Source organism: Streptomyces sp. MUSC 14 (assembly GCF_001866675.1).
Lineage (GTDB): Bacteria > Actinomycetota > Actinomycetes > Streptomycetales > Streptomycetaceae > Streptomyces.
In genome coordinates this window covers 1-26,561 of record NZ_MLYN01000100.1, presented here as the reverse complement: position 1 = coordinate 26,561, position 26,561 = coordinate 1, and the positions used below count along the sequence as shown (strand labels likewise).

General features: G+C 70.6%; 23 protein-coding genes and 1 pseudogene. 4 read left to right on the top strand and 20 right to left on the bottom strand.

Going from position 1 to position 26,561, the window contains the following annotated elements:
• Positions 1–24: 24 nt before the first annotated feature.
• From alaS to BIV25_RS44365, 3 genes are read right to left on the bottom strand one after another with little or no spacing between them, the layout of a single operon-like run.
• Positions 25–2,697 carry an alanine--tRNA ligase gene (alaS, locus tag BIV25_RS44375; RefSeq protein ID WP_071378282.1) on the bottom strand — a complete coding sequence of 891 codons (2,673 nt, stop codon included), beginning with the start codon at positions 2,695–2,697 and terminating at the stop codon, positions 25–27.
• Positions 2,697–3,071, bottom strand: coding sequence for a hypothetical protein (locus tag BIV25_RS44370; protein ID WP_071378281.1), 375 nt, complete (start codon positions 3,069–3,071; stop codon positions 2,697–2,699). Before BIV25_RS44370 ends, alaS begins: the two co-directional genes overlap by 1 nt.
• Positions 3,072–3,087: 16 nt before the next feature.
• Complete coding sequence (locus BIV25_RS44365; protein WP_177235645.1) at positions 3,088–3,522, bottom strand: DUF948 domain-containing protein; 435 nt, start codon at positions 3,520–3,522, stop codon at positions 3,088–3,090.
• Positions 3,523–3,684: 162 nt separating this feature from the next.
• Between BIV25_RS44365 and BIV25_RS44360 the strand changes: the two genes are divergently transcribed.
• The gene (locus BIV25_RS44360) at positions 3,685–5,907 is read left to right on the top strand and encodes a regulator (RefSeq protein ID WP_071378279.1); all 2,223 of its coding nucleotides are present in this window, start codon (positions 3,685–3,687) and stop codon (positions 5,905–5,907) included.
• Here BIV25_RS44360 and rpsD read toward each other — a convergent pair.
• The 3 genes from rpsD to BIV25_RS44345 form a co-directional block, all read right to left on the bottom strand.
• Complete coding sequence (rpsD, locus tag BIV25_RS44355) at positions 5,895–6,509, bottom strand: 30S ribosomal protein S4 (RefSeq protein ID WP_031161776.1); 615 nt, start codon at positions 6,507–6,509, stop codon at positions 5,895–5,897. The genes BIV25_RS44360 and rpsD overlap by 13 nt on opposite strands.
• 304 nt (positions 6,510–6,813) lie before the next feature.
• Positions 6,814–8,169: a replication-associated recombination protein A gene (locus BIV25_RS44350; protein ID WP_071378303.1), complete on the bottom strand. Its 1,356-nt coding sequence runs from the start codon at positions 8,167–8,169 to the stop codon at positions 6,814–6,816.
• A 58-nt stretch (positions 8,170–8,227) separates the two neighbouring features.
• Positions 8,228–8,884 (bottom strand): vitamin K epoxide reductase family protein, encoded by a 657-nt coding sequence (locus tag BIV25_RS44345; RefSeq protein ID WP_071378278.1) that lies wholly within the window; start codon positions 8,882–8,884, stop codon positions 8,228–8,230.
• Positions 8,885–9,090: 206 nt separating this feature from the next.
• Between BIV25_RS44345 and BIV25_RS44340 the strand changes: the two are divergent.
• Positions 9,091–9,362 (top strand): annotated as a pseudogene (locus BIV25_RS44340) (ATP-binding cassette domain-containing protein); the annotation flags it as partial.
• Positions 9,363–9,464: 102 nt separating this feature from the next.
• Here BIV25_RS44340 and hisS read toward each other — a convergent pair.
• Together hisS and BIV25_RS44330 are read right to left on the bottom strand one after the other, a co-directional pair.
• Complete coding sequence (hisS, locus tag BIV25_RS44335) at positions 9,465–10,727, bottom strand: histidine--tRNA ligase (protein WP_071378277.1); 1,263 nt, start codon at positions 10,725–10,727, stop codon at positions 9,465–9,467.
• A 14-nt stretch (positions 10,728–10,741) separates the two neighbouring features.
• On the bottom strand, positions 10,742–11,464 hold the full coding sequence (locus BIV25_RS44330) for an MBL fold metallo-hydrolase (RefSeq protein WP_071378276.1): 723 nt from the start codon (positions 11,462–11,464) through the stop codon (positions 10,742–10,744).
• 211 nt (positions 11,465–11,675) lie between these two features.
• Between BIV25_RS44330 and BIV25_RS44325 the strand changes: the two genes are divergently transcribed.
• Positions 11,676–12,470, top strand: a complete 795-nt coding sequence (locus BIV25_RS44325) for a peptidylprolyl isomerase (protein ID WP_071378275.1) — start codon at positions 11,676–11,678, stop codon at positions 12,468–12,470.
• 135 nt (positions 12,471–12,605) lie between these two features.
• The gene (locus BIV25_RS44320; RefSeq protein ID WP_071378274.1) at positions 12,606–13,835 is read left to right on the top strand and encodes a DUF349 domain-containing protein; all 1,230 of its coding nucleotides are present in this window, start codon (positions 12,606–12,608) and stop codon (positions 13,833–13,835) included.
• Positions 13,836–13,924: 89 nt separating this feature from the next.
• Here the strand turns inward: BIV25_RS44320 and relA are convergent, their stop codons facing one another.
• From relA to BIV25_RS44260, 12 genes are all read right to left on the bottom strand, one after another.
• Positions 13,925–16,462 (bottom strand): GTP pyrophosphokinase, encoded by a 2,538-nt coding sequence (gene relA, locus BIV25_RS44315; protein WP_071378273.1) that lies wholly within the window; start codon positions 16,460–16,462, stop codon positions 13,925–13,927.
• Between the two features lie 273 nt (positions 16,463–16,735).
• Positions 16,736–17,275, bottom strand: a complete 540-nt coding sequence (locus tag BIV25_RS44310; protein WP_071378272.1) for an adenine phosphoribosyltransferase — start codon at positions 17,273–17,275, stop codon at positions 16,736–16,738.
• Entirely contained in the window at positions 17,272–18,381 is a 1,110-nt protein-coding gene (secF, locus tag BIV25_RS44305) for a protein translocase subunit SecF (protein WP_071378271.1), read from the bottom strand. The genes BIV25_RS44310 and secF overlap by 4 nt, the downstream gene beginning before the upstream one ends.
• Positions 18,382–18,384: 3 nt before the next feature.
• Positions 18,385–20,190: a protein translocase subunit SecD gene (gene secD, locus BIV25_RS44300; RefSeq protein ID WP_177235644.1), complete on the bottom strand. Its 1,806-nt coding sequence runs from the start codon at positions 20,188–20,190 to the stop codon at positions 18,385–18,387.
• Positions 20,191–20,327: 137 nt separating this feature from the next.
• Positions 20,328–20,831 (bottom strand): preprotein translocase subunit YajC, encoded by a 504-nt coding sequence (yajC, locus tag BIV25_RS44295; RefSeq protein ID WP_071378302.1) that lies wholly within the window; start codon positions 20,829–20,831, stop codon positions 20,328–20,330.
• Positions 20,832–21,073: 242 nt separating this feature from the next.
• Positions 21,074–22,147, bottom strand: a complete 1,074-nt coding sequence (ruvB, locus tag BIV25_RS44290) for a Holliday junction branch migration DNA helicase RuvB (protein ID WP_071378269.1) — start codon at positions 22,145–22,147, stop codon at positions 21,074–21,076.
• A gap of 27 nt (positions 22,148–22,174) precedes the next feature.
• Entirely contained in the window at positions 22,175–22,780 is a 606-nt protein-coding gene (gene ruvA, locus BIV25_RS44285; RefSeq protein WP_071378268.1) for a Holliday junction branch migration protein RuvA, read from the bottom strand.
• Positions 22,777–23,316: a crossover junction endodeoxyribonuclease RuvC gene (gene ruvC / locus BIV25_RS44280; RefSeq protein ID WP_071378267.1), complete on the bottom strand. Its 540-nt coding sequence runs from the start codon at positions 23,314–23,316 to the stop codon at positions 22,777–22,779. Before ruvC ends, ruvA begins: the two co-directional genes overlap by 4 nt.
• Positions 23,317–23,458: 142 nt before the next feature.
• Positions 23,459–24,211, bottom strand: a complete 753-nt coding sequence (locus BIV25_RS44275; protein ID WP_071378266.1) for a YebC/PmpR family DNA-binding transcriptional regulator — start codon at positions 24,209–24,211, stop codon at positions 23,459–23,461.
• A 48-nt stretch (positions 24,212–24,259) separates the two neighbouring features.
• A complete protein-coding gene (pdxT, locus tag BIV25_RS44270) occupies positions 24,260–24,865 on the bottom strand; it encodes a pyridoxal 5'-phosphate synthase glutaminase subunit PdxT (RefSeq protein ID WP_071378265.1) in 606 nt (201 codons plus the stop codon).
• A 13-nt stretch (positions 24,866–24,878) separates the two neighbouring features.
• Positions 24,879–25,784, bottom strand: a complete 906-nt coding sequence (pdxS, locus tag BIV25_RS44265) for a pyridoxal 5'-phosphate synthase lyase subunit PdxS (RefSeq protein WP_071378264.1) — start codon at positions 25,782–25,784, stop codon at positions 24,879–24,881.
• 126 nt (positions 25,785–25,910) lie between these two features.
• Positions 25,911–26,453 (bottom strand): hypothetical protein, encoded by a 543-nt coding sequence (locus BIV25_RS44260; RefSeq protein WP_071378263.1) that lies wholly within the window; start codon positions 26,451–26,453, stop codon positions 25,911–25,913.
• Between the last annotated feature and the right edge of the window lie 108 nt (positions 26,454–26,561).

Below are 26,561 nucleotides of genomic sequence, written 5' to 3'. Positions count from 1 at the left end.
TCTGACCGTTTCCTTGCGTGCCCGTTACTTGGCGGTGTCGGCGACGAGGCGCTCGACGGCGTCCACGGCCTCGCCGACGGCGGCCGGGTTCTGACCGCCGCCCTGGGCCACGTCCGGCTTGCCGCCACCGCCGCCGCCGAGGGTCTTGGCGGCCGTACGCACCAGGTCACCGGCCTTGAGGCCGCGCTCGCGGGCGGCCTCGTTGGTGGCGATGACGGTCAGCGGCTTGCCGCCCGTGACCGTGAACAGGGCGACCACGGCAGCCCGGCCGCCCTGGATGCGGCCGCGCACGTCGAGGACCAGCTTGCGCAGGTCGTCCGGCGTGGTGCCGTCCGGGACCTGACCGGTGACAACCGCCACACCGCGCACGTCCTTGGCGGACTCGGCGAGACCGGCGGCGGCCTGGAGCACCTTCTCGGCGCGGAACTTCTCGATCTCCTTCTCGGCGTCCTTCAGCTTGCCGAGCATGGCGGAGACCTTCTCCGGAAGCTCCTCCGGACGGCCCTTGATCAGCTCCTGGAGCTGGGCGACGACGGTGTGCTCCCGGGCGAGGAAGTGGTAGGCGTCCACGCCGACAAGGGCCTCGATACGGCGGACACCCGAGCCGATCGACGACTCGCCGAGCAGCTTCACCAGGCCCAGCTGGGCGGTGTTGTGCACGTGCGTGCCGCCGCACAGCTCCTTGGAGAAGTCGCCGATGGTCACGACGCGGACCCGCTCGCCGTACTTCTCGCCGAACTCGGCGATGGCGCCCTGCTTCTTGGCCTCGTCGATGCCCATGATCTCGGCGTGCACGTCGAGATCGCGGGCCAGCACCTCGTTGATCTTCTGCTCGACGTCGGTCATCACGGCCGTGGGAACGGCGGACGGGGAGCCGAAGTCGAAGCGGAAGCGGCCGGGCTGGTTCTCGGAACCGGCCTGGGCGGCCGTCGGGCCGAGGGCGTCGCGCAGGGCCTGGTGGGTCAGGTGGGTGGCCGAGTGGGCGCGGGCGATGGCCTTGCGGCGGCGGTTGTCGATCGAGGCGAGGGCCTTGGCACCGACGGTGACCTCGCCGACCTGGACGACGCCCTTGTGGACGTAGACCCCCGGGACCGGCTTCTGACAGTCGCGGACCTCGATGACGGCACCGGAGTCGACCTTGATCCGGCCGGTGTCGCCGATCTGGCCGCCGCCCTCGGCGTAGAACGGAGTGCGGTCGAGGACGATCTCGACCTCGTCGCCCTCGGTGGCGGCCGGCGAGGAGGCGCCGTCGACCAGGATGCCGACGATCGTGGACTCGCCCTCGGTGTCGCTGTAGCCGATGAAGTCGGTCTCGCCGACCTTGTCGGCGATCTCCCGGTAGGCACCGGCGCCCGCGTGCCCGGTCTTCTTGGCCTGGGCATCGGCCTTGGCACGCTCCCGCTGCTCCTTCATCAGGCGGCGGAAGCCGTCCTCGTCCACGGACAGCCCCTGCTCGGCGGCCATTTCGAGGGTGAGGTCGATCGGGAAGCCCCAGGTGTCGTGGAGCAGGAAGGCCTTGTCGCCGGAGAGGATCGTGCCACCGGACTGCTTGGTCTCGGTGACGGCGGTGTCGAGGATGTTGGTGCCGGCCTTCAGCGTCTTGAGGAAGGCGTTCTCCTCGGCGAGGGCGACCTTCTCGATGCGCTCGCGGTCCGTGATCAGCTCGGGGTACTGCTGGCCCATCATGTGGATCACGGTGTCGATCAGGTCCTTGACGACCGGACCGGTGGCGCCGAGCAGGCGCATGTTGCGGATGGCGCGGCGCATGATGCGGCGCAGGACGTAGCCACGGCCCTCGTTGCCGGGGGTGACGCCGTCGCCGATCAGCATCACGGACGTGCGCATGTGGTCGGTGACCACGCGCAGGGAGACGTCCGAGGTGTGGGCGTCGCCGTAGCGGACGCCGGTCAGCTCGGTGGCCTTCTCGATGACGGCCATGGAGGTGTCGATCTCGTACATGTTCTGCACTCCCTGCAGAATCATGGCGAGGCGCTCCAGGCCGAGGCCCGTGTCGATGTTCTTGCTCGGCAGCTCGCCGAGGATCTCGAAGTTGTCCTTGCCGATGCCCTCGCCACGCTCGAACTGCATGAAGACGAGGTTCCAGATCTCCACGTACCGCTCGTCGTTGACGGCCGGGCCGCCCTCGACGCCGAACTCGGGGCCGCGGTCGTAGTTGATCTCGGAGCAGGGCCCGCAGGGGCCGGGGACGCCCATGGACCAGTAGTTGTCCTTCATGCCGAGGCGCTGGATGCGCTCCTTCGGCACCCCGACGACCTCGTGCCAGATGCGCTCGGCCTCGTCGTCGTCCTTGTAGACGGTGATCCAGAGCTTCTCCGGCTCCAGGCCGTAACCGCCCTTGTCCTGGGGGCTGGTGAGCAGCTCCCAGGCGTAGCTGATGGCGCCTTCCTTGAAGTAGTCGCCGAAGGAGAAGTTGCCGCACATCTGGAAGAACGTGCCGTGCCGCGTGGTCTTGCCGACCTCTTCGATGTCGGGCGTGCGCACGCACTTCTGCACGCTGGTGGCGCGGTCGAACGGCGGCTTGACCTCGCCCAGGAAGTAGGGCTTGAACGGCACCATGCCGGCGGGGACGAGGAGCAGAGTCGGGTCGTCCGCGATGAGCGACGCCGAAGGGACGACGGTGTGCCCGCGCTCCTCGAAGAAGCTCAGCCAGCGGCGGCGGATCTCAGCCGACTCCATCAGTGGTCCTCATTCCGGTTGTACGAGTACTTCGTCTGCGAAGAAATCACGGTTTCGATGTACTTCGGTGTGGTGCGGTCGGTGCTGTGGTTGTTCTCGATGGCGGCGAGGTGCCGCGGGGCGGGGAGCTCGGGGGCCCGGTCGATGCCCAGTGCCTCGCCCAGCTCGGCCTCACGCTGCGCCATGCCGTCGCGGACGTCGAGCGCGAAACCCACCGCGCGGTCCTTCAGCCGATGACCGGTCTCCAAGGCCTTGTTGGCCGCGGTGGCGGCCAGGCTCTCGGGGGTCAGCTGCTTCAGCTTGCGGTTGACCTTGGTGGTGGCCCACACACCGGCGGCGACGCCGGTGGTGAACCAGAACGTACGGCGGAACATCGCTCGGTCTCAGTCCTTACTTCCGCTTGCGTCGCGCGGCGGGGACCGTGCGGCCCACGATCACGGTACGCCGGGGCGCCTTCGCGGGCACGTCCTCCTTGCGGCCGCCCAGCGCCCGGCGCACGCCGTAGCCGAAGGCCGCGACCTTGACCAGCGGGCCGCCGAAGGTGGAGGCGACGGTGGTCGACAGCGCGGAGGCGTTCGAGGTGACCTCCTGGACGTCCGTGGCGATCGCGTCGACGCGGTCGATCTGGGTCTGCGCGGAGCGCACCGCCTGGGAGGCGTCGGCGAGCAACGGGACGGCCTGGTCGGTCACGTCCGCCACGAGCTTGGTCGTCGCCTTGAGCGTCTGGGCCAGCCTCGCGAGTGCCACCGCGAGAAAGGAGACCAGGATCGCCCAGAAGACGGCCACCAGGATCCCGGCCACCTCTCCACCGGACACTGTGCGCACCCGCTCCCTGAAACGTGCCTCAACATCGGAAACATCGAAAAACCAGTGTCCCGAGCCTATCGCGCCGGGGCCGGGGCTCCGTACCGGATTACCGGGTGGTGCGGACGGAGTTGCGGGAAGCGATTGTACGGAATGAACACACTTCAGTACGCTCCGTGTCCCATGCGAGGTCCTCAGCGCCCAGCCCCCTTCCCCGACGGCGATCCGCCCCTGGAACTCACCACTTTCGTCGGGCGATCGTCCGAACTCGCCGGGCTGGCGGCGGCCCTCGGCGAGGCGCGGCTGGTGACCGTGACCGGGGTCGGCGGGGTCGGCAAGTCCCGGCTGGCCGCGCGGGCCGCCGCCGGGTGGGGTGCGGGTGCCGGGCGCGTCGAGCTGGCGGCCGTACGGGATCCGCAGTTCGTGGAGTACGCGGTGGTGGAGGCGCTCGGTCTGACCGACCACACCGCGCGGCTGCCCCGCGAGACGCTGCTGGAGCATCTCGCCGGCCGCCCGGCGCTGCTGGTGCTGGACGGGTTCGAGCATCTGGCGGCGGCCTGTGCCGAACTGACGGCGGATTTGCTGCGCAAGCTGCCTGAGCTGAGCGTGCTGACCGCGGGCCGGCGCCCGCTGGGGCTGGCGGGCGAGCGGCTGTTCCCGCTGGCGCCGCTCGGCGCGGACGAGGCGGTGGAGCTGTTCACGGACCGGGCCCGGGAGCAGGGGCTGACGGTGCCCGAAGGCCCTGAGGTGCGCGAGCTGTGCCGTCGGCTGGAGGGGATCCCGCTCGCGCTGGAGCTGGCGGCCGGGCGGGTGCGGGCCCTGTCCCCCGCGCAGTTGGCGCAGCGGCTGGACGACCGGTTCCGGCTGCTGGTCGCGGACGCCCGCGGCGATGGCGCCCACCCGGTGCCGGGCGGGCCGCCCGCCCGGCACCAGACGCTGCGCACGGCGATCGGCTGGAGCCATGAGCTGTGCACCCCGGCCGAACGGCTGCTGTGGGCGCGGCTGTCGGTGTTCGCGCAGACCTTCGACCTGGAGGCGGCCGAGTACGTGTGCAGCGGGGACGGGCTGCCCGCCGAGGACGTGCTCGACGTGCTGTCGGCGCTGCTGGTCCAGTCCGTCGTGACCCGCGAGGACACCCCGGCCGGCCCTCGCTACCGGATGCTGGACACCGTGCGGGACTACGGCGCCGACTGGCTGGAGGCGGCCGGGGACGCGGGCAGGCTGCGCAGGCTGCACCGGGACTGGTACCTGGGCCTCGCGACCTGGTGCGAGCTGGACTGGTTCTCGCCCCGGCAGCACGAGATCGCCCGGCGGGTCGAGGCGGAGCTGGCGAATCTGCGGGCGGCGCTGGAGTTCTGTCTGACCGAGCCGGACGAGGCGCATCTCGGCCAGTGCCTGGCGGGGTCACTGTGGTTCTGCTGGGTCGGGTGCGGGCGGCTCGCGGAGGGGCGGCGCTGGCTGGAGCGCAGCGTGGAGCTGGAGTCGGAGTACGAGCAGTCCCGGCTGAAGGCGCTGTGGGTGCTCGGCTATGTGGCGATCCTCCAGGGCGAGACCGTGCCTGCGCTGGCGGCGCTGCGGGAGTGCCGGGAGCAGGCGGAGCGGGCCGCGGACGCGACGGCGGTGGCGTACGCCGAGCACCGCTCCGGCTGTCTCGCCCTGGTCGGCGACGACATGGCGGGCGCAGAAACGCTGCTGCGGTCGGCGCTGGAGCGCTATCAGGAGATCGGCGAGCTGAACAGCAACGTCCTGATGGCCCAGGTCGAGCTGGCGATGACCCGGGCCTTCCAGGGCGATCTGCCGGACGCGGTGCGCCTGTGCCAGGACGTACGGCAGGTGTGCGAGGACCACGGGGAGCGCTGGGCGCGCTCGTACGCGCTGTACGTGCTGGCGTACGCCGCCTGGCTGGACGGCGAGCCGGCCCGCGCGCGGGAGCTGCTGGCGGACTGCCTCGGCCATGCGCACGCGTTCCGTGATCTGCTCGCCGAGGTGCTGACGCTGGAGCTGCTGGCGCTGGTGACGGTGACCGAGGGCGACGCGGCCGAGGCGGCCGTGCTCCAGGGCGCGGCGGCCCGGCTGTGGCCTTCGGTGGGGCTGCCGCTGTTCGGCTCGGCGCACTACAACGCCCCGCACGAGCGCTGCGCGGCGCTGGCCCGGCAGGAGCTGGGGGACGTGCGGTACGAGAAGTGCGTGCGGGAGGGGGCCCGGCTCGACCGGGCCACGGCGGTGGCGCGTGCGCTGGGGCACGAGCGCCCCGCGGAGGGCGCGGGGAAACGCGCCCTGGCCCCCGCCGACCGGCGCTGCCCGGACGACGGGAAACGCAAACCCGCCGCCTCGCCCGCCCGGCAGGACCGGGCAGGGAGACGGCGGGCTGAGAACGTACGCCGGGGCTGGGATCAGCGGGCGTAGTACTCGACGACGAGCTGCTCGTCGCAGATCACCGGGATCTCCTTGCGGTTCGGCTCGCGGTCCAGGCGGAACGCCAGGGCCTTGAGGTTCACCTGGAGGTAGCGCGGGGTCTCACCCTCGGGGGCGAAGCCACCCTCACGGGCGATCGTGAAGAGCGTCTTCTCCTTGGAGCGGTCGCGGACCTGCACGACGTCGTCCGGACGGACACGGAAGGACGGCTTGTCGACCTTCTGGCCGTTGACCTGGATGTGGCCGTGGACGACCATCTGACGGGCCTGGTAGATGGTGCGGGCGATGCCCGAACGCAGGACCAGGGCGTCGAGACGGCGCTCGAGCTCCACGATCAGGGCCTCGCCGGTCTTGCCCTGGACCTTGGACGCACGCTCGTAGGCGCGGACCAGCTGGCGCTCGGAGATGTCGTACTGCGCGCGCAGACGCTGCTTCTCCAGCAGACGGACCTTGTAGTCCGAGTTCTGCTTGCGGCCACGGCCGTGCTCGCCCGGCGGGTAGGGGCGGGCCTCGAAGTACTTGACGGCCTTCGGGGTCAGCGCGATGCCGAGGGCACGCGACTTCTTGACCTTGGGGCGGGACTGGTTCGCCACTGTCTCAATCTCTTTCGTAGTGTTCGGCTCGTCAGGGTTAGGGAGGTCGCATCCGCAGCCGGGAAAACCCGCCGGATCCCCGAGGGGACCTGCCGGGCAGCCGCTTCCCTGGTCTGGGCACATACGTGCAGCACGCGAGTGGCCCACCGACCGTCCCGGGACTCCGGGTGGTGGTGGGCTGCCCGCGACACCGATCGACGGTGCGCGACGCTCCTGGAGTCAGTCCGCGAGGGACTGGATCTCCGGCTGACTGTCCTGCTCTGACAGCGCGGGACTCAGCACTTCGGGGCAGTCTACAGGGTGCTCAGGAGCGCTTGCGACCGAGGTGTTTCCTGGTCCACTCGACCGCGTCGGCGTATCTGGCCTCGGTCCCGTGCCGGGTCGGGGTGTAGTACGTGCGGTCCTTCAGGGCGTCCGGGGCGTACTGCTGCTCGGCGATGCCCTCGGGCAGGTCGTGCGGGTACACGTACCCCTGCGCGTGGCCGAGCTTGGCCGCTCCCTTGTAGTGCCCGTCGCGCAGGTGGGCCGGGACAGGGCCGGCCAGGCCCGCCCGGACGTCCTCCATCGCGGCGCCGATCGCGGTGGTCGCGGCGTTGGACTTGGGGGCGAGGGCGAGGGCGATGGTGGCGTGGCTGAGGGTGAGGGCGGCCTCGGGGAAGCCGATCATGGCGACGGCCTGGGCGGCGGCGACCGCGAGGGGCAGGGCACCCGGGTCGGCCAGGCCGATGTCCTCGCTCGCGGAGATCATCAGGCGGCGGGCGATGAAGCGGGGGTCCTCCCCGGCCTCGACCATGCGGGCCAGGTAGTGCAGGGCCGCGTCGACGTCGGAGCCCCGGATGGACTTGATGAGGGCGCTGGCGACGTCGTAGTGCTGGTCGCCGTCGCGGTCGTACTTCACCGCCGCGCGGTCGACCGTCTGCTCCAGCGTCTGCAGGCTGATCTCGCCCTCGCCCTTGTCGAGGGCGGCGCCGGCGGCGGCCTCCAGGGCGGTCAGGGCGCGGCGGGCGTCGCCGCCGGCGATGCGCAGCAGGTGCTCCGTGGTGTCGTCGGGCAGCGCGACGGCGTCCTTCAGGCCGCGCTCGTCGCTCAGGGCGCGGCCCAGCAGTGCCCGGATGTCGTCACCGGTGAGCGGTTCGAGCGTGAGCAGGAGGGAGCGGGAGAGCAGCGGGGAGATCACCGAGAAGTAGGGGTTCTCCGTCGTGGCCGCGATCAGGGTCACCCAGCGGTTCTCGACGGCCGGGAGCAGGGAGTCCTGCTGGGCCTTGCTGAAGCGGTGGATCTCGTCCAGGAAGAGGACGGTCTCCTTGCCGAAGCCGCCGGTGGCGCGGCGGGCGCCGTCGATGACCGCGCGGACCTCCTTGACGCCCGCGGTGATCGCGGACAGCTCCACGAAGCGCTTGTTCGTCGCCTTGGAGACGACGTACGCCAGCGTCGTCTTGCCGGTGCCGGGCGGGCCCCAGAGGATCACCGAGGAGGGTCCGGCGGGGCCGCCGGAGCCCTCGCCGACCAGCCGGCGCAGCGGGGAGCCCGGTTTCAGCAGATGCTGCTGGCCCACGACCTCGTCGAGGGTGCGCGGGCGCATCCGCACCGCCAGGGGGCTGCCTGCCGGGTCCTTCTCCTGGCGTTCTTCCGCCGCTGCGGTGAAGAGGTCGGGTTCCACGTCCAAAACCCTAAATCACCGCACTGACAACCCGGCTCCGGCCGCAGATCGGGCCTGGTCAGGCCCAGAGCTGGCTGCCCCAGCGGGTCAGGATCAGCATGGCGATGACGCCGCAGTGGGTCACCGGGAGGACCCAGGTGAACTCGCCGAGGAACCGCTTGAGCCAGCCCGGCCCCGGCAGGAAGCCGTTGCGGACGTTGAACGAGGTCACGTACCAGAACATGGTGATCGTGGCGACCCAGGCGAGCGAGCACCACAGGCACAGGGCGTTGATCCGGTACAGGGACTGGAACTGGAGCCAGGTGACGAAGCAGACACCGAAGAGCGTGCCGAAGTTGAAGGTCAGCCAGTACCAGCGCGGGAAGCGGGCGCGGCCCAGCAGGCTCATGCCGACGCAGACGACGATGCCGTAGCAGACCAGGCCGAGCCAGGGGTTCGGGAAGCCGAAGGCCGCCGCCTGCTTGCTCTCCATGACGCTGCCGCAGGACACGATCGGGTTGACACTGCAGCCCGGCGTGAACGTCTTCCCCGCGATCTTCGCTTCGAGGATCTTGTTCTTGTCGAGCGTGATGACCCAGGCCGCCAGCAGACCGGCCGCACCGGTGATCACCATCAGCAGGGCGAAGGCGCGGCTGCCGCCCACCGTGCGGGGGGCGTCGGCGGGACGCTCGGACCCGGGCTCTGTGGAGACGTCGTTGACTGTCGTCTTACTCATCCGCCGATTCCGTCGCTTGAGAGTTGGACCATCTTCCGACACGGGTCATTGTGCCGCACGCGCATGTGTGTCCACCGTTCGAAGGACATAAGGAGGTACGCACGGCGGTCACGGACCGTTCGGTTCTGGCCGATGCTCGGGGACATGACAGCACGGCGAACGAACACGCGGTGAACGTCCGGGGGCTGCGCGAGCGGTACGGGGGCATGACCGCCGTCGACGCTCTCGACCTGGGAATCCTGCGCGGCAAGGTGTTCGGCCTGCTCGGGCCCGACGACGCGGGCCAGAGCACCACGGTGGAGATCCGCCGGATCAACCGGTCCCGGGACGGCGGCGAGGTCTCCGTCCTCGGCACGGACCCGGCGACGGCACGCGCGCGCGGAGCCACCGGACGGGAATCGTCCGGCAGGACGAATCGGCGCCCGCGGAGTTGACGATCCGCGAGACGATGCGGCACTTCGCCCGTCACCACCCGCGGCGGTCAGCGGCGGCGGTGACGAGTGGGCTGCGGCACGGGTTGCCGGAGCAGTGAAGGCAGAGGGGCGCCGGAGAGATCTCCGGCGCCCCTCTCACCGCTCGACTAGCCCAGGCGGGACCGCAGTTCGGCCAGGATCCCGTCCACCGCGATCGCCGTCTGCTCGCCGGATTCCATGTCCTTGAGCTGGACGACGCCCTCGGCGAGGTCGCGCTCGCCGGCCACGAGGGCGTAGCGGGCGCCGCTGCGGTTGGCGTTCTTCATGGCGCCCTTCAGGCCCTTGCCGCCGTACGAGAAGTCCGCGGAGATGCCGGACTTGCGCAGCTCGGTGACCTTCGCGAACAGCAGTCGGCGGGCCTCCTCGCCGAGCGGGACGGCGTAGACCGACGTGGTGGACGGCAGGGCCAACTCCACGCCTTCCGCCTCCAGGGCGAGAACCGTGCGGTCGACGCCCAGGGCCCAGCCGACCGAGGGCAGCGCGGGGCCGCCGATCATCTCGGACAGGCCGTCGTAGCGGCCGCCGCCGCCCACCGCGGACTGCGAGCCCAGACCGTCGTGCACGAACTCGAACGTGGTACGGGTGTAGTAGTCCAGGCCGCGCACCAGCTTCGGGTCGTCCTCGAAGGCCACGCCCGCGCCGGTCAGCAGTTCGCGGACCTCCTCGTGGTACGCCTTGCACGCGTCGCACAGGTAGTCACGCAGCAGCGGCGCGCCCGTCAGCTGCTTCTGGACCGACTCGCGCTTGTCGTCGAGGACGCGCAGCGGGTTGATCTCCGAGCGGCGCAGGGTGTCCTCGTCGAGGTCCAGGCCGCGCAGGAAGTCCTGGAGCGCGCCCCGGTACACCGGCCGGCACTCCTTGTCGCCCAGGCTGTTCAGCAGGATGCGGAAGTTGCTGAGGCCCAGCGAGCGGTACGCCTGGTCGGCGAGGATGATCAGCTCTGCGTCGACCGCCGGGTCCTCCACGCCGAGCGCCTCGGCGCCGACCTGCGAGAAGTGACGGTAACGGCCCTTCTGCGGACGCTCGTAGCGGTAGTACGAGCCGGAGTACCAGAGCTTGACCGGGAGGTTGCCCGCCTTGTGCAGGTTGGCCTCCAGGGCCGCGCGCAGCACGGACGCCGTGCCCTCGGGACGCAGGGCGAGCTTGTCCCCGCCCTTGGTCTCGAAGGCGTACATCTCCTTGGTGACGATGTCGGTGGACTCGCCGACACCGCGCGCGAAGAGCTCGACGTTCTCGAAGCCGGGTGTCTCGATGTAGCCGTAACCGGAGTTCCGCAGCGGAGCGGCGATCGCCTCGCGGACCGCGAGGTACTTGGCGGACTCCGGCGGAATCAGGTCGTAGGTGCCCTTGGGGGCCTGGAAGGTACTCACGGAAGGCTCTCTCGTCACATTCCTCGTCGGGGAGCGGCAGTCATACCCGCGCCGGGACCTGAACGGTCTGCCGCCACCTGCCGCAGATACGGATTGGTGGCGCGCTCCTGGCCGATGGTCGTCTGGGGGCCGTGGCCGGACAGCACCACGGTGGAGTCCTCGAGCGGCAGGCACACGCGGGCCAGCGACTCGAGCATGTCCGCCGTGGATCCGCCCGGCAGGTCGGTGCGTCCGACGGAGCCGGCGAACAGCAGATCCCCGGAGAAGAACACCGACGGGATGTCGGCGGTCTCGGGCATCCGGAAGGTCACCGACCCCTTGGTATGGCCCGGCGCGTGCGCGACGGAGAACTCCATTCCGGCCAGGTCGAGGGCGGTGCCGTCGGCCAGCTCGCGGACGTCGTCCGGCTCCCCCACGGTCAGCTCGCCCATCAGCGGCATGCCGATGGACCGGCCGAGCGCCTTCTCGGGGTCGCTCATCATGAACCGGTCCTCGGGGTGGATCCAGGCCGGTACGTCGTGGGCCCCGCAGACCGGGACGACCGAGGCCACGTGATCGATGTGGCCGTGGGTGAGGACGACGGCGACGGGCTTGAGCCGATGCTTCTTCAGTGCTTCCTCGACGCCTTCGGCGGCCTGGTGGCCCGGGTCGATGATCACGCACTCCTCACCGGGGGCGGGGGCGACGAGATAACAGTTCGTCCCCCAGGCCCCGGCGGGGAACCCGGCAATGAGCACGATCGTCCTTCGTTGTGTCGATGGGGTACGGCTTGCGGACGGCTCGCGGAAGGCTTGCCGGCGGCGTCAACCGCAGTCAGAGCCTACCGGCGCTGCCGTTTCCTCAGCGAACCCATATACGGTACGGGGCTACACGCGGCGGTCGGCCCACGAGAGGCACGCAGCCGCACGCGTACCGGTCGACACACGACACGCATGAGGAGAGAACCCGGTGGTCAGCCAGGAGCAGCGGCGGCGTCAGCTCGCCCGGGAGAAGTTCTTGCGGCAGCAGCAGCGGCGCACCCAGGCGCGCCGCAAGGCTCGTATGCGCAACACCGTGATCGCCTCCGTGCTCGCGGTGGCCGTCCTGGGCGCTGGTGGCGCGTACGCCGCCGGGGCCTTCAAGAGCGACGACAAGAAGGACACGTCGGCGGGCTCCACGGCGAGCCCGAGCCCGAGCGCCTCCTCCACGGAGAAGCCCGAGCCGAAGATGGCCATCGACAAGAAGGCCACGTACACGATGACGATCAAGACGAACCAGGGCGATGTGAACATCGCCATGGAGGCGGCCAAGACGCCGCACACCGTCAACTCGTTCAAGTACCTCGCCGACAAGGGCTTCTTCAACAACACGAAGTGTCACCGGCTCACCACCGAGGGCATCTACGTGCTGCAGTGCGGCGACCCCGAGGGCACCGGCGCGGGCGGCCCCGGCTACACGATCCCGGACGAGAACCTGAACGGGCTCGGCAAGGCCGGCTCGGACGGCTCGGTCACGTACCCGGCCGGAACCGTGGCGATGGCGAACACCGGTCAGCCCCACACCGGCGGCAGCCAGTTCTTCCTCGTCTACAAGGACAGCAAGCTGCCTCCGTCGTACACGCCGTTCGGCACGATGGACGCGGCCGGGCTGAGGGCCGTCGAGGACATCGCCAAGAACGGTGTGGCCGCCGGCGGTCAGAGCCCGACCGACGGTGCTCCGAAGAAGACCGTGAAGGTCCAGACCGTGACGGTGAAGAAGGACTGACCTGTCGGCCGCCAAATTTCGGTCGCGCTGGATGCGGACAGCATCCCCGCCGGTCGCCTATGTTGGCCGTGACGAAACTGTGGACGATGCCCGGGGCCCGAAACCCCCCGCCAGGCATCATGTGGAGGAGGCGCTGTGAGCAGCGACCCGTGGGGCCGCGTCGACGAGACGGGGACCGTGTACGTGCGTACGGCCGACGGCGAGCAGGTCGTCGGTTCCTGGGCGGCAGGCTCCCCTGAGGAGGCGCTTGCCTACTTCGAGCGCAAGTACGAGGGCCTGGTTGTCGAGATCGGCCTCCTCGAGAAGCGAGTGCAGACCACCGACCTGTCGGCGAAGGACGCCCAGACCGCGATCGACCACCTGCGCGAGCAGGTGGACGCGCACCACGCGGTCGGCGACCTGGCCGCCCTGCGCGAGCGGCTGGACAAGCTCGTGAAGACCGTCGAGTCGCGTCGCGAGGAGCGCAAGCAGCAGCGGGCCAAGCAGTCCGACGAGGCCCGCAAGGCCAAGGAGGACCTGGTCGTCGAGGCGGAGCAGCTGGCGCAGTCCGACCAGTGGCGGGCCGCCGGTGAGCGGCTGCGGTCCCTGGTGGACACCTGGAAGGGGCTGCCGCGTCTGGACCGCAAGTCCGACGACGAGCTGTGGCACCGCTTCTCGCACGCGCGGTCGGCGTTCTCCAAGCGGCGCAAGGCGCACTTCGCGCAGCTGGACGCGCAGCGCGAGGAGGCCCGCCAGACCAAGGAACGGCTGGTCGCCGAGGCCGAGGCGCTGTCGGGGTCGGCGGACTGGGGTCCGACGGCGGCCCGCTACCGCGAGCTGATGGCGGAGTGGAAGGCCGCGGGCCGCGCCCAGCGCGAGCACGAGGACGATCTGTGGAACCGCTTCCGCGGCGCCCAGGACGTCTTCTTCGCCGCCCGCAGCTCGGTGTTCGCCGAGCGGGACGCGGAGCAGTCCGAGAACCTGAAGCTGAAGGAGGAGCTGGCCGGGGAGGCCGAGAAGCTCCTGCCGATCGGCGACCTGAAGTCGGTGCGGGCCGCGTTCCGCTCGATCAACGAGCGCTGGGAGGCCATCGGCCACGTCCCGCGGGACGCGCGGCCGAAGGTCGAGGGCCGGATGCACGCCGTCGAGCGGGCGATCCAGGACGCCGAGGAGACCGAGTGGCGCCGGACCAACCCGGAGGCACGCGCGCGTGCCGCGGGGCTGACCGGTCAGCTCCAGGCCGCCGTGGACAAGCTGAAGGCGCAGATCGAGCAGGCCCGCGCCCAGGGCAACAGCTCCAAGGCCGACAAGCTGGAGCGTGAGCTGGAGGGCCGCCAGGCACTCCTGGACCAGGCTCTGAAGGGCCTCCAGGAGTTCGGCGGCTGATCCCCCGCTGCTGACGCGAAAGGGCCCCGTACGCGCGTACGGGGCCCTTTCAGCTGTCCGTGAGTCCGTCGGCGTGACGTCGGGCGCAGCTACGAACGGCTGCGTCCCGACGTCACCCGGTACACGTCGTACACGCCCTCCACGCCCCGTACGGCCTTCAGAACGTGGCCGAGGTGCTTCGGGTCCCCCATCTCGAAGGTGAACCGGGAGGTGGCGACCCGGTCGCGGGAGGTCTGGACGGCCGCGGAGAGGATGTTGACGTGCTGGTCGGACAGGACGCGCGTGACGTCCGACAGCAGCCGGGAGCGGTCCAGCGCCTCGACCTGTATGGCGACCAGGAAGACCGAGGACTGGGTGGGCGCCCACTCGACGTCGAGGATGCGCTCCGGTTCGCGCGAGAGCGACTCGACGTTGACGCAGTCGCTGCGGTGCACCGATACGCCGCTGCCGCGCGTGACGAAGCCGATGATCGGGTCGCCGGGCACGGGCGTGCAGCAGCGGGCCAGCTTGACCCACACGTCGTCGACGCCCTTGACGACGACACCCGGGTCGGCGCTGGAGCGGCGCTTGCGGCCGCGGGTGCGGGACGGCGGGACCGCCTCGTCGATCTCCTCGGTGGCCGCCTCCTCGCCGCCGAGGGCCTGGACGAGCTTCTGCACGATGTTCTGCGCGGAGACATGCCCCTCGCCGATGGCCGCGTACAGCGCGGAGATGTCCGAGTAGCGCATCTCGTGCGCGAGCGTGATCAGGGAGTCGCCGTTGAGGATGCGCTGGATCGGCAGGTTCTGCTTGCGCATCGCCCGGACGATGGCGTCCTTGCCCTGCTCGATGGCCTCGTCCCGGCGCTCCTTGGAGAACCAGGCCCGGATCTTGTTGCGGGCGCGGGGCGACTTGACGAAGCCCAGCCAGTCGCGGGACGGCCCGGCGCCGGGTGCCTTGGAGGTGAAGACCTCCACCAAGTCGCCGTTGTCCAGGGTGGATTCGAGCGGTACGAGCCTGCCGTTGACCCGTGCTCCTATGGTGCGGTGGCCGACCTCGGTGTGGACGGCGTACGCGAAGTCGACCGGGGTGGCCCCGGCCGGGAGCGCTATGACGTCGCCCTTGGGGGTGAACACGAAGACCTCGTTGCGGGACAGGTCGAAGCGCAGGGACTCCAGGAACTCGCCGGGGTCCTCGGTCTCCTTCTGCCAGTCGAGCAACTGCCGCAGCCACGCCATGTCGTTGAGGTGGTCGTCCTTGCCCTTGCCCGCCTTGGGCACGTCCGTGCGCACCTTGGAGGCGCCGGCCACGGCCTCCTGCTTGTACTTCCAGTGCGCGGCGATGCCGTACTCGGCGCGGCGGTGCATGTCGAAGGTGCGGATCTGCAGCTCGACGGGCTTGCCGTTGGGTCCGATGACCGTCGTGTGCAGCGACTGGTACATGTTGAACTTGGGCATCGCGATGTAGTCCTTGAACCGGCCCGGGACCGGGTTCCATCGCGCGTGCACGGTGCCGAGGGCCGCGTAGCAGTCGCGGACCGTGTCGACCAGGACACGAATGCCCACCAGGTCGTAGATCTCCGCGAAGTCACGGCCGCGGACGATCATCTTCTGGTAGACGCTGTAGTAGTGCTTCGGGCGGCCGGTGACGGTCGCCTTGATGCGGGCGGCGCGCAGGTCGGCCTGGACCTCGTCGGTCACTATCGCGAGGTATTCGTCGCGCTTCGGCGCCCGCTCGGCCACCAGACGCACGATCTCGTCGTACATCTTGGGGTAGAGGATCGCGAACGCGAGGTCCTCCAGCTCCCACTTGATGGTGTTCATGCCGAGGCGGTGGGCGAGCGGAGCGTAGATCTCCAGCGTCTCGCGCGCCTTCTTCTCCTGCTTCTCGCGCTTGAGGTAGCGCATGGTGCGCATGTTGTGCAGGCGGTCGGCGAGCTTGATGACCAGGACGCGCGGGTCCTTGGCCATCGCCACGACCATCTTGCGCACGGTCTCGGCCTGCGCGGCTTCGCCGAACTTGACCTTGTCCAGCTTGGTCACGCCGTCGACGAGCAGCGTGACCACGTCGCCGAAGTCGCGGCGCAGGTCCTCCAGGCCGTACTCGGTGTCCTCGACGGTGTCGTGCAGCAGGCCGGCCATGAGCGTGGCCGGGTCCATGCCCAGCTCGGCGAGGATCGTGGTCACGGCGAGGGGGTGCGTGATGTACGGGTCGCCGCTCTTGCGCTTCTGGCCGCGGTGCCAGCGCTCGGCGACCTGGTAGGCGCGCTCGATCTGGCGCAGCGTGGCGTTCTCGATCTTGGGGTCGTTGCTGCGCACTATCCGCAGCAGCGGCTCCAGGACCGGGTTGTACGGGTTGGCGCGCTGGACGCCGAGGCGGGCCAGGCGGGCACGGACGCGGTTGGAGGAGCCGGTGCGCGCGCTCTGCACGGCGGGCTGGCGCACCACGGGCGGCTGCACCGGGCGCTCGGGCGGGGCCGGCTTGGGACGGGTGGCCTCGGCAGCCTTCTCGACGGGCGCGGACTGGGCGTGCTCGATCGGCCCGCGGGTGTCGTTCTTCGCGTCGGACGCGTTCGGCGCGGGCTTGGCCGCGGGCGCCGAGGCGGGCTCGGGCTTGGCGGCGGTCAGTGGCTGGGCCTCGTCTGGCAAGAGGGCTCCTCGTGCGCGATCCGGGTCCCCCGGTCAGGCTCCGGAGATCCCATGGTAGCGATCCTGCGGCTGGTCATCGCCTTCAGGCCGCTGCGAGAACCGTCCACCAGGCAAACACCGGAGGCCACCGCCGGATTCCGGGAGGTGGATCGCGGGTGTGCGGGAGGCGTGCGGCGGGTGACCGGAAGGCGGTCGTCGCGGGCCCCCGCCGCATGCGTACGGCCGCCCCGGAGCGGTACCGGGACGGCCGTACGGCGATCGGGACAGGGCCTGTCAGACCTGGAGCAGTGCCTCCAGCGGGGCCCCCGCGAGCGCCGGCGCCAGGCGGGCGCGGGCGTCGAGGAAGCCCAGCTCCATGAGGACGGCCAGACCCGAGACCTGGGCGCCGGCCCGCTGGATGAGGTGGATCGCCGCCTCGGCCGTACCGCCGGTCGCGAGGACGTCGTCCACGATCAGGATGCGGTCGCCTGCGGTCAGGTCCTCGGCGTGCACCTCGATCTCGGCCGAGCCGTACTCCAGGTCGTAGGCCTGGCGCAGGGTCGCGCCGGGCAGCTTGCCGGCCTTGCGGACCGGGATGAAGCCGAGGCCCGCGCGGACGGCGACCGGGGCGCCGAGGATGAAGCCCCGGGCCTCCAGGCCGATGATCTTGGTCGCGCCGGTGTTGGCCGCGATCTCGGCCAGCGCGTCCGTGAGCGCCGTGAAGGCGGCCGGGTCCGCGAGGAGCGGGGTGATGTCCTTGAACAGCACGCCCGGCTCGGGGTAGTCGGCGACGTCGCGGATGCGGCTGAGCAGCAGTTCCCTGATGTCGGTCATCGTCGCTTCCCGGAGGGTCGGCCACGGCCGCGGGTGCGGGACGCGGGCTGGTTGCGGGGGCCCACGACGGCGGGGGCGTCCTCGGAGTCGTCGTCCACCCCGGCGGCGCGGTCGGCCGCGAGGTCGTCCTCGGCGGAGGCCTGGGCGCGCTTGGCCAGGACCCGCTTCCTGAGGGCCTTCATCGCGGGCTCGCGTTCCTTGAGGTCGGCGACGAGCGGCGTGGCGATGAAGATCGAGGAGTAGGCACCGGCCGCGAGGCCGACGAACAGCGACAGCGAGATGTCGTTGAGGTCACCGGCGCCGAGGAAGCCGCCGCCGATGAACAGCAGGCCGGCGACCGGCAGCAGGGCGACGACGGTGGTGTTGACGGAGCGGACCAGGGTGCCGTTGATCGACTGGTTGGCGATGTCGCTGTAGGTGAAGCGGGTCTGCTTGGTGATGTCCTTCGTCTGCTCCTTGAGGCTGTCGAAGACGACGACCGTGTCGTAGAGCGAGTAACCGAGGATGGTGAGCAGACCGATGACCGTGCCGGGCGAGACCTGGAAGCCGACGAGGGCGTAGATGCCGGTCGTGATGGTGATGTCGTGGATCAGCGCGACGAGGGCGGCGACGGCCATGCGCCACTCGAAGGCGATCGCCAGGTAGATCACCACGAGCACCATGAAGATCGCCAGGCCCTCCCAGGCCTTGCTGGCGATCTCCTGGCCCCAGCTCGGGCCGACCAGGTCGGCGGCGAGCTTCTCGGGGTTGATCTTCAGGTCGTCGGCCAGCTTCGTCTTGATCTGGTCGGCCTTGCCGGTGTCGATGCCGGCGACCTGGATGCGCAGGCTGCCGTTGCCGAGCTTCTGGACGACTGCTTCCTGTCCGGAGGCGTCGTGGGCGTACGTCTCCGCCTGGGCGACGGACGTGCTCATCCCGGTCGGCGTGGTGAAGACCGCGCCGCCCTGGAAGTCGATGCTCATGTTCAGCCCGCGCACCGCCAGGCCGAGGATGGCCGTGATGGTGATCAGGATGGAGACGCCGTACCAGATCTTGCGCTTGCCGACGAAGTCGTACGAGATCTCGCCGCGGTGCAGTCGAGCGCCGAGGTTGCCGAGTTTCGACATGGCTCAGGCCTCCTTCGGGTCGACAGAGCCGGCGGCGGGACCGGCGGGACGGCGGGTACGGCGCAGGGGCGGCTTGGCCCCCAGGCCCTTGGGGTCGAGACCGGACCACTTGTGACCGCTCGCGAAGAACGGGCGGCGCGCGAGGAGGGTCATCAGCGGCTTGGTGAAGAAGAAGACCACCACGACGTCGAGCACGGTGGTCAGGCCGAGCGTGAAGGCGAAGCCCTGCACCTTGCCGACGGTGACGATGAACAGGACGGCGGCGGCGAGGAACGACACGAAGTCGGAGACGAGGATGGTGCGCCGGGCGCGCGGCCAGGCCCGCTCGACGGCGGGGCGCAGCGAGCGGCCCTCGCGGATCTCGTCCCTGATGCGTTCGAAGAACACGATGAACGAGTCGGCGGTGATACCGATGGCGACGATGGCACCGCAGACGGCCGGCAGGTTCAGCGCGAAGTGGATGGCCGGGCCGAGCAGCGACATGATCACGTAGGTGAGGATCGCGGAGACCAGCAGCGAGGCCATCGCGACGAGCGACAGACCGCGGTAGTAGACCACCAGGTAGAGCACGACCAGCGCGAGACCGATCGCACCGGCGAGCAGACCGGCGTGCAGCTGCTCACCGCCGAGGGCGGCGGTGACGGTCGTGACCGACTGCTCCTGGAAGGACAGCGGCAGGGCGCCGTACGACAGCATGTTGGCGAGGCTCTGGGCCTCCTGCTGGGTGAAGCTGCCGGAGATCTCCGCCTGGCCGCCGGTGATGGCCGACTGCACGTACGGGCTGGAGACGACGTCACCGTCCAGCACGATGGCGAACTCGTTCTGCGGGGACTGGTTCTTGGCCAGCGTGCCGGTGACGTCCGCGAACTTCTTGGAGCCGCTGGAGGTGAAGGTCATCTGGACCTGCCAGCCGGAGGCACCCTGGGTGTCGAAGACGGCCTGCGCCTTCGAGACCTCGGTGCCGTCCACGGCGACCGGGCCGAGCACGTACTTGTACCAGGTGCCGCGGATCTGGCCGCAGGCCAGAGTGGGGTCACCGGGCTTGGTGTTCTTGCCGGCGTTGGCGCGGTCCGCGGGCTTGGTGCAGTTCAGCGCCGCGTACTGGGCCTGGAGCTTGGCGGCGTCCGCGGCGGCGCCGCTCGCCGAGGCGGAGGGGGTGGCCGAGGGAGTGGCCGACGCCTTGGGGCTGCCGGAGGCGGACGTGCTGGGCGAGGGGGTGGAGCCGGCCTTCAGCGCGTCGGTGACGGCGCGGCCCTGGGAGGTCGCGGAGGACGTCGGGGACGCGGAGGAGCCGGAGGAGGCCTTCTCCTTGGACGAGGAGCTCGCGGAGGGGCTGGCGCTCGCGCCCGGCTTCGGCGAGGAGCCGCCGCTGGAGGACGTGCTCGGCGAGGGGCTCGGCGTGGCGCCGCTGGGCTCGCTGGCCAGGACCGGCCGGAAGTACAGCTTGGCCGTGGTGCCGACCTGCTGCTGGGCCTCCTTGGAGTTGGTGCCCTTGGGGATGTTGACGATGATGTTGTCGTTCCCCTGGGTCTGCACCTCCGCTTCGGAGACGCCGAGGCCGTTGACGCGGCGGTTCATGATGTCGACCGCGGTGTCCATATTGGCCTTGTTGATCGCGGACCCCTGGTCGGCCTTCGCCTTGAGCGTGATGCTCGTACCACCGGCGAGGTCGATGCCGAGACGCGGAGTGGTGTGCCCGGAGAGGAACATGCCTCCGGTGAGCGCCACGATGGCGATCAGGATGAGGGCCAGCGAGCGCCCTGGCTTGCTCTGGGCGCTCGCGCTCCGGCCCCTCTTAGGTGCTGCCACCTTCTCGTACTCCCTCTCGGGCCGCCCCGCGCCCGGTCGGCGCGGTCGGCCATGACATGGTGTCGGGCTCCCGTGAAACAGACGCGCCCGGTGGTGCGCGGCGTGATTATGCCGCGTGGCGCACCACCGGGGCGTGACTACTTCGCGTCGGAGTCGCCGTCGGTCTTCTTCGGCTCGTCGTCGGCCTTGGCCTCGGCGGCCTCGGCCGCGTCGGTGCCGTCCTCGGCAACGTCCTTCTTACCGAGGTCGACGGCCTTGTCGTCGGAGGCGGCGGCAGCGGGCGAGTCGGCCTCGTCGGTCTCGGTGAGAGAGGACACGTCGTCCGGGACGATGTCGGCGTCGGACTTCAGGTCGTGCTCGATGCCGTGGACGATGCGGTTGTACTCGTCGTCGGTGAGGACGGCGCCGATCGCGTTCTTGGCGAAGAGGAGCTCGACACCGGGACCGGCGTCGAGGAGGACGGTGTCCTCGTGGACCTCCTTGACCGTCGCGTACATCCCCCCGATCGTGCGGACACCGGAGCCGGGCTGCATCTCGTTCCGCATGCTGGCGGCCTGCTGCTGCTTCTTCTTGGCCGAACGTGTCATCAGGAACATGGCCGCGATGAGCACGATGAAGGGGAGAAGGGTAAAGGCATTCACGGGACGGAAGTTCCTTCGCGCGACCGCGACGGAGAGCGGCCTGTTGACGGGGGTGTGGTCGGCGCCGCCCACAAGGGCGGCATCGGCGGAGTCTAAGCGAGTCCGCGTGCATGGAACAACGCTCAGCATGGCACCTGGGTTCCTGCCGCGGCCACAATGCTCTCGCGGTGCTTCCCGCCGTGCTCCCGCCGTCACCGAGTGGCACAGCCCCTTCGGCGCCCGGCGGCGCCGTCACCGGGGTGTCAGGTCCCGAACAGGTCCTGTTGTCCCTTTCCCCCTACCGGCCCGCGCGGCGGGGTCAGGCCGAGGTGCGCCCAGGCGGCGGGCGTGGCGACCCGGCCCCGTGGGGTGCGGGCGAGCAGGCCCTCCCGGACGAGGAACGGCTCGGCGACCTCTTCGACGGTCTCCCGCTCCTCCCCCACCGCGACGGCGAGCGTGGACAGCCCGACCGGGCCGCCGCCGAACAGCTTCAGCAGGGCTTCGAGCACGGCGCGGTCCAGCCGGTCGAGGCCGCGCGCGTCGACCTCGTACACGGCGAGGGCGGCCCCGGCGATCTCCCGGGTGATCAGGCCGTCCGCCTTGACCTGGGCGTAGTCGCGGACGCGGCGCAGCAGGCGGTTGGCGATACGGGGCGTGCCGCGGGAGCGCCCGGCGATCTCGGCGGCACCGTCCGGCTCGATCTCCACGTCGAGCAGTCCGGCCGAGCGGTGCACGACGCGCTCCAGCTCGCGGGGCTCGTAGAACTCCATGTGCGCGGTGAAACCGAAGCGGTCGCGAAGCGGGGGTGGCAGCAGGCCCGCGCGCGTGGTTGCGCCGACCAGGGTGAACGGGGGCAGTTCGAGCGGGATGGCGGTGGCGCCGGGGCCCTTGCCGACGATGACGTCGACGCGGAAGTCCTCCATCGCCATGTACAGCATCTCCTCGGCGGGCCGGGACATGCGGTGGATCTCGTCGAGGAAGAGGACCTCGCCCTCCTGGAGGGAGGAGAGGATCGCCGCGAGGTCGCCGGCGTGCTGGATGGCGGGACCCGAGGTGATGCGGATGGGGGCGCCCATCTCGGCCGCGATGATCATCGACAGCGTGGTCTTGCCGAGGCCGGGGGCGCCGGAGAGCAGCACGTGGTCGGCGGTGGCTCCGCGCGCGCGTGCGGCGCGGAGCACGAGGTCGAGCTGTTCGCGGACCTTCTCCTGGCCGATGAACTCGCCGAGGTCCTTCGGGCGCAGGGCGGCTTCGACGGCCTGGTCCTCACGGTCGGCTACGGCGCCCACCAGCCGCTCCGCGTCGGCGCCGGTGTCGGTCGGGTCGTCCCAGTTCATAAGTGATGTGCCTCAGCGGTGGTGGGGTCAGCGGGCGCGGTTGAGGGTCTGGAGAGCGGCCTTCAGGAGCTGGCCGACCTGCGGGGTGCCGCCCGCCGCCTCGGCCTGCGGGGCCACGGCGGTGACGGCCTCGTCGGCCTCGCGGGTGGCGTAGCCGAGGCCGATCAGGGCCGCGTGCAGCTGGTCGCGCCAGCCCTGGCTGACCGGGGCGCCGACCGCGGGCGCGCCGATGGGCTCGCCGAGCCGGTCCTTCAGTTCGAGCAGCAGCTTCTGCGCGCCCTTCTTGCCGATGCCGGGCACGGCGATGAGCGCCTTCTCGTCTCCCGTGGCGACCGCGCGGCGCAGCGCGTCCGGGCTGTGCACGGCGAGCATCGCCTGGGCGAGCCGCGGGCCGACACCGCTCGCGGTCTGGAGCAGCTCGAAGACCTGGCGCTCGTCGTCGTCCACGAAGCCGTACAGGGTGAGCGAGTCCTCGCGCACGACCAGCGAGGTGGCGAGCTTGGTGTGCTGGCCCGTGCGCAGCCCGGACAGGGTGTTCGGGCTGCACTGGACGGCGACGCCGATCCCGCCCACCTCGACGACCGCGGAGTCCGGGGCGAGGGCGGCGACCGGGCCGCTGACGAAGGCGATCATGCCGTACGGCCTTTCGTTGCGTTGGCTGCGTGCAGGGCGACGGCCTGCTGGAGTCGGTTCTGGGCGGGGGCGCGCCAGATGTGGCAGATGGCGAGCGCGAGGGCGTCGGCGGCGTCGGCGGGCCTGGGCGGGGCGGCGAGCCGGAGCAGCCGGGTGACCATGGCGCCGACCTGCGCCTTGTCAGCCCGTCCGCTGCCGGTGACAGCGGCCTTGACCTCGCTGGGTGTGTGCAGGGCGACGGGGATGCCGCGGCGGGCGGCGCACAGCATGGCGACGGCGCTGGCCTGGGCGGTGCCCATCACGGTCCGTACGTTGTGCTGGCTGAACACGCGCTCCACGGCGACGCATTCGGGCCGGTGCTCGTCCAGCCACTGCTCGATGCCCTGCTCGATGGCGACCAGACGCCGGCCGAGTTCGGCATCCGCCGGTGTCCGTACGACCCCCACGCCGACCATGGTGAGCGGCCGCCCGGCGACGCCCTCGACGACCCCGACACCGCATCGGGTCAGCCCGGGGTCGACCCCCAGTACGCGCACGTGCCCCCTCCCTTCGGTCTCCCCCAGCTACCGCTGGGCGGTGCCCCCAGTTTGTGCAGGCTATCCGGTGCCACCGACAACGGCGGCGGGCTGGTGGGTCGTGTCCCACCAGCCCGCCGGATCCGCTCGGTCCGCGACCGCGTTACGCGTCGACCTTCTCCATGACCTCGTCGCTGACGTCGAAGTTGGCGAAGACGTTCTGCACGTCGTCGCTGTCCTCCAGCGCGTCGATCAGCTTGAAGATCTTCTTGGCACCGTCCTCGTCCAGCTCGACCTGCATGGTCGGGACGAAGTTGGCCTCGGCGGAGTCGTAGTCGATCCCGGCCTCCTGGAGGGCGGTGCGGACCGCGACCAGGTCGGTGGCCTCGCTGAGCACCTCGAAGGACTCGCCGAGGTCGTTGACCTCCTCGGCGCCCGCGTCCAGGACGGCGCCGAGCACGTCGTCCTCGGTCAGCTCGCCCTTGGGGACGATCACGACACCCTTGCGGTTGAACAGGTACGACACCGAGCCGGGGTCGGCCATGTTGCCGCCGTTGCGGGTCATGGCGACGCGGACGTCGGAGGCGGCGCGGTTGCGGTTGTCGGTGAGGCACTCGATGAGCACCGCGACGCCGTTCGGGCCGTAGCCCTCGTACATGATCGTCTCGTAGTCGGCACCGCCGGCCTCGAGACCGCCACCGCGCTTGATCGCGGAGTCGATGTTCTTGTTCGGGACCGACTGCTTCTTCGCCTTCTGGACGGCGTCGTAGAGCGTCGGGTTGCCGTCGAGGTCGACGCCGCCCATACGCGCGGCGACCTCGATGTTCTTGATCAGCTTCGCGAAGAGCTTGCCGCGCTTGGCGTCGATCACGGCCTTCTTGTGCTTCGTCGTAGCCCATTTAGAGTGGCCGGACATCTGCCTGTCTCCTTCGCGTAACCCTCTACATAACGAACGCCAGAGATCCTACAAGGACTCGGCCGTGCGGTTCGCGCGCACCATGTCCACGAACAGGGAGTGCACGCGGTGGTCTCCGGTCAGTTCCGGGTGGAACGACGTGGCGAGCACGTTGCCCTGGCGGACGGCGACGATGTGACCGTCGTGCTCGGCGAGCACCTCGGCTCCGGCGCCCACCGACTCCACCCAGGGAGCGCGGATGAAGACGCCCTCCACAGGATCGCCCGCGACGCCCCGCACGTCGACCGCGGCCTCGAAGGACTCGTTCTGGCGGCCGAAGGCGTTGCGGCGCACGATCATGTCGATGCCGCCGACGGTCTCCTGGCCCGAGCGCGGGTCGAGGATCTTGTCGGCGAGCATGATCATGCCCGCGCAGGTGCCGTAGACGGGCATGCCGTCCCGCACGCGCGCGCGGAGGGGCTCCATCACTCCGAAGAGGACGGCCAGCTTGGAGATGGTGGTGGACTCGCCGCCGGGCAGCACGAGACCGTCCACCTCGGCGAGTTCCTCGGGGCGCCGCACCGGCCTGGCCACGGCGTCTGCCGCGGCCAGGGCGATGAGGTGCTCCCGTACGTCGCCCTGGAGTGCCAGGACGCCTATGACGGGGGTGTTCATGTGTGTCGGTGCCTTACCAGCCGCGGTTGGCGTAGCGCTCGGCCTCGGGAAGGGTGTCGCAGTTGATGCCGACCATGGCCTCGCCGAGGTTGCGGGAGGCGTCCGCGATGATCTTCGGGTCGTCGTAGAAGGTCGTGGCCTTCACGATGGCGGCGGCGCGCTTGGCCGGGTCGCCGGACTTGAAGATGCCGGAGCCGACGAAGACGCCCTCGGCGCCGAGCTGGCGCATCAGGGCCGCGTCGGCCGGGGTGGCCACGCCGCCGGCGGAGAAGAGGACCACCGGGAGCTTGCCGAGCTCGGCAACCTCCTTGACCAGCTCGAACGGGGCGCGCAGCTCCTTGGCGGCGGCGTAGATCTCGTTGTTGTCGCAGCCGCGCAGCTTGGCGATCTCGCCCTTGATCTGGCGCAGGTGGCGGACGGCCTCGACGACGTTGCCGGTGCCGGCCTCGCCCTTGGAGCGGATCATCGCGGCACCCTCGGCGATGCGGCGCAGGGCCTCGCCCAGGTTGGTGGCGCCACAGACGAACGGGGTCGTGAAGGCCCACTTGTCGGAGTGGTTGACCTCGTCGGCCGGGGTCAGGACCTCGGACTCGTCGATGTAGTCGACGCCGAGGGACTGGAGGACCTGGGCCTCGACGAAGTGACCGATGCGGGACTTGGCCATGACCGGGATGGAGACGGCGTCGATGATGCCCTCGATCATGTCCGGGTCGGACATGCGGGCCACGCCGCCGTCCTTGCGGATGTCGGCCGGGACCCGCTCCAGCGCCATGACGGCGACCGCGCCCGCGTCCTCGGCGATCTTCGCCTGCTCCGGCGTGACGACGTCCATGATCACGCCGCCCTTGAGCTGCTCGGCCATGCCGCGCTTCACGCGCGCGGTGCCGGTCTCGGGAGCCTGGTTCTCGGTGGTGGACACGGGTGACCTCACTGAAGGGAAGAGGGTGACTGCCCCACCGAGGAAACGCGAATGGACCAGGCCACAGCAAGGGCCAATGGGGAGCCGGTGGATCCTTTTGGTTCACCCGGGGTTCAGCGGACGTGCTCAGGCATCGCGCTCCACGAGGGCCGCGGGCGGCTCGTCGTCCATCTCGAAGGCCAGCGGGAACGGGGCGTGGCCGGCGAGGCGGAACCAGCGGACCTTGCGGTGCTCGCGGAGCCTGCGCGCGGCGCCCACGGCATCGTTGTGGAAGCGGCGGGCCATCGGGACCCGGCGCACGGCCTCGGCCAGCTCATGGGCCGCCGCCTCGCCGCCCGGGGCCTCCCGTACGGCCTCCACCTGGGCCGGGTCGGCGAAGACCGCGCGCAGCGCCTGGCTCAGCTCGCTCTCCGCGACCTCGCGCTGTTCCTCCTCGGCCTGCCGGGACGCGTGCGCCGCCTCGTACAGCACGATCGAGGCGGCCGGGTCCAGCACACCGGAGGTGGCCAGCTCCTGCGTCACGGAGGCCCGCCGCAGCAACTGGGCGTCCAGGGCGGCCCGCGCGGCGTCCATCCGCACGTGCAGCCGGTCCAGCCGCCCGGCCGTCCAGCTGAGGTACACGCCGCTCGCGACGAGGACGACGAGGATCCAGATGAGGGTTGGGGTCACGCCGGAAGGCTATCGGCTGCGCACCGACGCCCCCGGTGCCCGCCCCCGACCAGCCCGAACCGTCAGTCCCGCGCCAGCCCCGACCAGCCCGAACCGTCAGTCCCGCGC

What these genes read in the sequence shown, in the direction of transcription:
- BIV25_RS44275 (WP_071378266.1), bottom strand. Translation starts at nt 24,211, where the DNA reads ATGTCCGGCCACTCTAAATGGGCTACGACGAAGCACAAGAAGGCCGTG.
- BIV25_RS44370 (WP_071378281.1), bottom strand. Translation starts at nt 3,071, where the DNA reads ATGTTCCGCCGTACGTTCTGGTTCACCACCGGCGTCGCCGCCGGTGTG.
- secF (WP_071378271.1), bottom strand. Translation starts at nt 18,381, where the DNA reads ATGTCGAAACTCGGCAACCTCGGCGCTCGACTGCACCGCGGCGAGATC.
- ruvA (WP_071378268.1), bottom strand. Translation starts at nt 22,780, where the DNA reads ATGATCGCCTTCGTCAGCGGCCCGGTCGCCGCCCTCGCCCCGGACTCC.
- pdxT (WP_071378265.1), bottom strand. Translation starts at nt 24,865, where the DNA reads ATGAACACCCCCGTCATAGGCGTCCTGGCACTCCAGGGCGACGTACGG.
- BIV25_RS44345 (WP_071378278.1), bottom strand. Translation starts at nt 8,884, where the DNA reads ATGAGTAAGACGACAGTCAACGACGTCTCCACAGAGCCCGGGTCCGAG.
- alaS (WP_071378282.1), bottom strand. Translation starts at nt 2,697, where the DNA reads ATGGAGTCGGCTGAGATCCGCCGCCGCTGGCTGAGCTTCTTCGAGGAG.
- BIV25_RS44310 (WP_071378272.1), bottom strand. Translation starts at nt 17,275, where the DNA reads ATGACCGACATCAGGGAACTGCTGCTCAGCCGCATCCGCGACGTCGCC.
- BIV25_RS44360 (WP_071378279.1), top strand. Translation starts at nt 3,685, where the DNA reads ATGCGAGGTCCTCAGCGCCCAGCCCCCTTCCCCGACGGCGATCCGCCC.
- ruvB (WP_071378269.1), bottom strand. Translation starts at nt 22,147, where the DNA reads ATGAACTGGGACGACCCGACCGACACCGGCGCCGACGCGGAGCGGCTG.